This window comes from Companilactobacillus kedongensis, from assembly GCF_003946625.1.
GTDB lineage: Bacteria > Bacillota > Bacilli > Lactobacillales > Lactobacillaceae > Companilactobacillus > Companilactobacillus kedongensis.
The window spans coordinates 1-5,335 of record NZ_RHOR01000031.1; the positions used below are offsets into that span (position 1 = coordinate 1).

Sequence of the window (5,335 nt, forward strand, 5' to 3'; positions counted from 1 at the left end):
GCGTGGCAACTACCTATCCTCGCGGGTAGTTTCCCACCAACTACTTTCGGCGTTAAGAAGCTTAACTTCTGTGTTCGGCATGGGAACAGGTGTATCCTTCTTGCTATCGCCACCACACTATTCTTACTCGTACCTTCAAAACTAGATATTAAGTTAATGAATTAAATGAATCCTGAAAACCACTTACTCGATTAAGTCCTCGATCTATTAGTACTGCTCAGCTCCATGTATCGCTACACTTCCACCCGCAGCCTATCTACGTCATAATCTTTAACGGATCTTACTTCCATAAAGGAATGGGAAATCTCATCTCGAGGGGGGCTTCACACTTAGATGCTTTCAGCGTTTATCCCGTCCATACGTAGCTACCCAGCGATGCGCCTGGCGGCACAACTGGTACACCAGAGGTATGTCCATCCCGGTCCTCTCGTACTAAGGACAGCTCCTCTCAAATTTCCTACGCCCGCGACGGATAGGGACCGAACTGTCTCACGACGTTCTGAACCCAGCTCGCGTACCGCTTTAATGGGCGAACAGCCCAACCCTTGGGACCGACTACAGCCCCAGGATGCGATGAGCCGACATCGAGGTGCCAAACCTCCCCGTCGATGTGAACTCTTGGGGGAGATAAGCCTGTTATCCCCAGGGTAGCTTTTATCCGTTGAGCGATGGCCCTTCCATATGGTACCACCGGATCACTAAGTCCGACTTTCGTCCCTGCTCGACTTGTCAGTCTCGCAGTCAAGCTCTCTTGTGCCTTTACACTCTATGAATGATTTCCAACCATTCTGAGAGAACCTTTGAGCGCCTCCGTTACTTTTTAGGAGGCGACCGCCCCAGTCAAACTGCCCACCAGACACTGTCCCTCACCACGATAAATGGTGTAGGTTAGAGTTTTCATATAACAAGGGTAGTATCCCACCAACGCCTCTGTCGAAACTAGCGTTCCGACTTCTACGGCTCCTACCTATCCTGTACATGTCACACAAAAACTCAATATCAAGCTACAGTAAAGCTCCATGGGGTCTTTCCGTCCTGTCGCGGGTAACCCGCATCTTCACGGGTATTATAATTTCACCGAGTCTCTCGTTGAGACAGTGCCCAAATCATTACGCCTTTCGTGCGGGTCGGAACTTACCCGACAAGGAATTTCGCTACCTTAGGACCGTTATAGTTACGGCCGCCGTTTACTGGGGCTTCAATTCTCAGCTTCGCTTACGCTAACTGATCCTCTTAACCTTCCAGCACCGGGCAGGCGTCAGCCCATATACGTCATCTTACGATTTAGCATAGACCTGTGTTTTTGATAAACAGTTGTTTGGGCCTATTCACTGCGGCTGGCTGTTACACCAGCACCCCTTCTCCCGAAGTTACGGGGTCATTTTGCCGAGTTCCTTAACGAGAGTTCACTCGCTGACCTTAGGATTCTCTCCTCGACTACCTGTGTTGGTTTGCGGTACGGGTAGTTTATTTCTAACTAGAAACTTTTCTCGGCAGTGTGAGTTACTGTGCTTCGCTACTTAAATTTCGCTCCTCATCACAGCTTGTCCTTGAAGGTAAAAGCATTTGACTCTTACCAAGACTTACTGCTTGAACACACTTTTCCAGCTGTGTGCACACATCATCCTCCTGCGTCCTTCCATCGTTCAAACAAAATAAACTAGTACGGGAATATCAACCCGTTATCCATCGATTACACCTCTCGGTCTCATCTTAGGCCCCGACTAACCCTGGGAGGACGAGCCTTCCCCAGGAAACCTTAGTCTTTCGGCCGATCAGATTCTCACTGATCTTTCGCTACTCATACCGGCATTCTCACTTCTAAGAACTCCACTGCTCCTCACGGTACAGCTTCAATGCTCTTACAACGCTCTCCTACCACGCATCTTACGATGCATCCACAGTTTCGGTATCATGCTTAGCCCCGGTACATTTTCGGCGCAGAATCACTCGACTAGTGAGCTATTACGCACTCTTTGAATGAATGGCTGCTTCTGAGCCAACATCCTAGTTGTCTATGCGTTTCCACATCCTTTTCCACTTAGCATGAATTTTGGGACCTTAACTGGTGATCTGGGCTGTTTCCCTTTCGACGATGGATCTTATCACTCACCGTCTGACTCCCGGGTATAGATCAATGGCATTCGGAGTTTATCTGAATTCAGTAACCCAAGACGGGCCCCTAGTCCAAACAGTGCTCTACCTCCATGATCCTATTCCCCGAGGCTAACCCTAAAGCTATTTCGGAGAGAACCAGCTATCTCCAAGTTCGTTTGGAATTTCACCGCTACCCACACCTCATCCCAGCATTTTTCAACATACATGGGTTCGGTCCTCCGGTGTGTTTTACCACACTTTCAACCTGGACATGGGTAGGTCACTTGGTTTCGGGTCTACATCTACATACTTATTCGCCCTATTCAGACTCGCTTTCGCTACGGCTCCGCATCTTCTGCTTAACCTTGCATGCAAACGTAACTCGCCGGTTCATTCTACAAAAGGCACGCCATCACCCCTTAACGGGCTCTGACTACTTGTAGGCACATGGTTTCAGGATCTATTTCACTCCCCTTCCGGGGTTCTTTTCACCTTTCCCTCACGGTACTGGTTCACTATCGGTCACTAGGTAGTATTTAGCCTTGGGAGATGGTCCTCCCAGATTCCGACGGGGTTTCACGTGTCCCGCCGTACTCAGGATACTGGCTAGAGTAGTTCGCATTTCGTTTACGAGGCTTTCACTCTCTTTGGCTGAGCTTTCCAACTCATTCAACTATACTTACTTTTTTTCTCATAACGCCAGTCCTACAACCCTAAAGAGCAAGCTCTTTAGTTTGGGCTCTTCCCGTTTCGCTCGCCGCTACTCAGGGAATCGAATATTCTTTCTGTTCCTGCAACTACTTAGATGTTTCAGTTCATTGCGTCTTCCTCTTAATGTGCTATGTATTCACACACAAGTAATCATCCATTACGATGATTGGGTTCCCCCATTCGGAAATCCCCGGATCAAAGCTTACTTACAGCTCCCCGAGGCGTATCGTCGTTAGTTACGTCCTTCATCGGCTCCTAGTGCCTAGGCATCCACCATGCGCCCTTTAATACTTAATCTTGACAAAATATGACTTGCGTCAATTTGTCGCGCAGTTTTCGGTGTTTCTTTAATTCATTATTTCTTAATATCCAGTTTTCAAGGTACGAGTTTGGTAAGTTTCCTTACCTATGGAGGTTAACGGGATCGAACCGATGACCTCCTGCTTGCAAAGCAGGTGCTCTCCCAGCTGAGCTAAACCCCCATATGGTACTATTCAATTCTATGGGCCTAAATGGACTTGAACCATCGACCTCACGCTTATCAGGCGTGCGCTCTAAACCAGCTGAGCTATAGGCCCAAATAAGCTAGAGTAGACCTCTCAAAACTAAACAAAGTTTTAACTTGTGTATTTCCGTTGTGCTCTCGCACTTTTCCTTAGAAAGGAGGTGATCCAGCCGCAGGTTCTCCTACGGCTACCTTGTTACGACTTCACCCTAATCATTTGTCCCACCTTAGACGGCTAGCTCCTAAAAGGTTACCCCACCGGCTTTGGGTGTTACAAACTCTCATGGTGTGACGGGCGGTGTGTACAAGGCCCGGGAACGTATTCACCGTGGCATGCTGATCCACGATTACTAGCGATTCCAGCTTCATGCAGGCGAGTTGCAGCCTGCAATCCGAACTGAGATCGGTTTTAAGTGATTTGCTTACCCTCGCGAGTTCGCAGCACGTTGTACCGACCATTGTAGCACGTGTGTAGCCCAGGTCATAAGGGGCATGATGATTTGACGTCGTCCCCACCTTCCTCCGGTTTGTCACCGGCAGTCTCACTAGAGTGCCCAACTTAATGCTGGCAACTAGTAATAAGGGTTGCGCTCGTTGCGGGACTTAACCCAACATCTCACGACACGAGCTGACGACAACCATGCACCACCTGTATTCTTGTCCCCGAAGGGAAAAACTAATCTCTTAGTGTTTCAAGATATGTCAAGACCTGGTAAGGTTCTTCGCGTTGCTTCGAATTAAACCACATGCTCCACCGCTTGTGCGGGCCCCCGTCAATTCCTTTGAGTTTCAACCTTGCGGTCGTACTCCCCAGGCGGAGTGCTTAATGCGTTAGCTGCAGCACTGAAGGGCGGAAACCCTCCAACACTTAGCACTCATCGTTTACGGCGTGGACTACCAGGGTATCTAATCCTGTTTGCTACCCACGCTTTCGAACCTCAGCGTCAGTTACAGACCAGAAAGCCGCCTTCGCCACTGGTGTTCTTCCATATATCTACGCATTCCACCGCTACACATGGAGTTCCACTTTCCTCTTCTGCACTCAAGTTTACCAGTTTCCGATGCACTTCCTCGGTTGAGCCGAGGGCTTTCACATCAGACTTAATAAACCGCCTACGCTCGCTTTACGCCCAATAAATCCGGACAACGCTTGCCACCTACGTATTACCGCGGCTGCTGGCACGTAGTTAGCCGTGGCTTTCTGGTTGAATACCGTCAATACATGAACAGTTACTCTCATGCATGTTCTTCTTCAACAACAGAGTTTTACGATCCGAAAACCTTCTTCACTCACGCGGCGTTGCTCCATCAGACTTTCGTCCATTGTGGAAGATTCCCTACTGCTGCCTCCCGTAGGAGTTTGGGCCGTGTCTCAGTCCCAATGTGGCCGATTACCCTCTCAGGTCGGCTACGTATCACTGCCTTGGTAAGCCATTACCTTACCAACTAGCTAATACGCCGCGGGTCCATCCTAAAGCGATAGCAAAACCATCTTTCAAACATAAACCATGTGGTAAATGTTGTTATGCGGTATTAGCACCTGTTTCCAGATGTTATCCCCCACTTTAGGGCAGGTTACCCACGTGTTACTCACCCATCCGCCGCTCACTCAAATGTAAAATCACTCCGGTGCAAGCACCATCGTTCAATTACCAGAGTTCGCTCGACTTGCATGTATTAGGCACGCCGCCAGCGTTCGTCCTGAGCCAGGATCAAACTCTCATATTAAAAGTTTGTGACTCAAAAATTAATACTAGCGAAAATTGACTTCGTCAATGTTTCTTTAATTCAAAACCTTAATTAAAAGGTATATACACAATTGATTGTTAAAACTTTGTTCAGTTTTCAAAGGTCTACTTGTTTGTTAAGAAGTGAACTCCTTAACAAGCGACTTAATTATCTTATCAATTGGACAAGTTAATGTCAACAACTTTTTAAAATAATTATTTGAAGGTAAAGATGAAAGGAACTCATCAATACGTTGTCGCCGTTGCTCTGTCGCAACAACAGGTAATATATTAC

2 tRNA genes and 3 rRNA genes are annotated in these 5,335 nt (G+C 47.9%); all 5 read right to left on the reverse strand.

Features of this window, described 5'->3' with window-relative positions:
• Positions 1 to 117 (reverse strand): 5S ribosomal RNA (rrf, locus tag EKM60_RS11010).
• Between the two features lie 70 nt (positions 118 to 187).
• Positions 188 to 3,105 (reverse strand): 23S ribosomal RNA (locus EKM60_RS11015).
• Positions 3,106 to 3,217: 112 nt separating this feature from the next.
• A tRNA-Ala gene (locus EKM60_RS11020) sits at positions 3,218 to 3,290 on the reverse strand.
• A gap of 21 nt (positions 3,291 to 3,311) precedes the next feature.
• Positions 3,312 to 3,386: transfer RNA gene (locus EKM60_RS11025), tRNA-Ile, on the reverse strand.
• 81 nt (positions 3,387 to 3,467) lie between these two features.
• Positions 3,468 to 5,041, reverse strand: a 16S ribosomal RNA gene (locus EKM60_RS11030).
• Together the 16S, 23S and 5S rRNA genes with 2 tRNA genes alongside form the textbook arrangement of a ribosomal RNA operon.
• Between the last annotated feature and the right edge of the window lie 294 nt (positions 5,042 to 5,335).